This window comes from Candidatus Symbiothrix dinenymphae, from assembly GCF_001431085.1.
The window spans coordinates 1-596 of record NZ_BBRU01000122.1 but is presented as its reverse complement, the minus strand read 5'-3'; the positions used below and the strand labels follow the sequence as shown (position 1 = coordinate 596).

Below are 596 nucleotides of genomic sequence, written 5' to 3'. Positions count from 1 at the left end.
CCGCACGTTGAAAATGTTTCAGCATCATCACACCCACCAAATGCCCTATATGGAGCGAATCAGCGGTCGGGTCGATGCCCACATACGCCGAAGTCATCTCGTTTTGGAGTTGCGCCTCCGTTCCGGGCATCACCGTGTGAATCATGCCCCGCCATTTTAATTCTTCTACAAAATTCATCTTCGTTTTTTTTGAGGTGCAAAGGTACGAAATAGTTATGAGTTATGAGTTATGAGTTTTTTATTTGGCTTGTATAGATTTTTTGCTTAACTTTGTACTTGATTTTGAAGGGAGTTAAAACGGACTTCGGCTCTGCTGTAAAATCAAAATGTAAATTTGTTCTTTAGAAGTCCACATAAATGTCATAATGTCATAATGTTCTATTAAAAAATAAAAAATGAAGATTCTTTTTATCGTGAACCCTATATCCGGCTCCGGTGCCGGCAAAAAATTGTCAAAGATGATTACCAAAATGCCTGAGTATAAGGCTGTTGACTACAGGATTGTTTTTTCAGAGCGTGCCGGACATGCGGCTGTTTTGGCAGCGGAGGCGGCTACGGGCGGCGATTATGACCACATCGTGGCTGTTGGCGGCGAT

General features: G+C 42.4%; 1 protein-coding gene and 1 pseudogene. One reads left to right on the top strand and one right to left on the bottom strand.

Annotated elements, in window-relative coordinates:
* A pseudogene (locus tag ASC50_RS06825) lies at positions 1–178 on the bottom strand (tyrosine--tRNA ligase); the annotation flags it as partial.
* A gap of 217 nt (positions 179–395) precedes the next feature.
* Here ASC50_RS06825 and ASC50_RS01970 point away from each other — a divergent pair.
* On the top strand, positions 396–596 hold a 201-nt coding region (locus tag ASC50_RS01970), incomplete at its 3' end, for an acylglycerol kinase family protein (protein ID WP_226995333.1).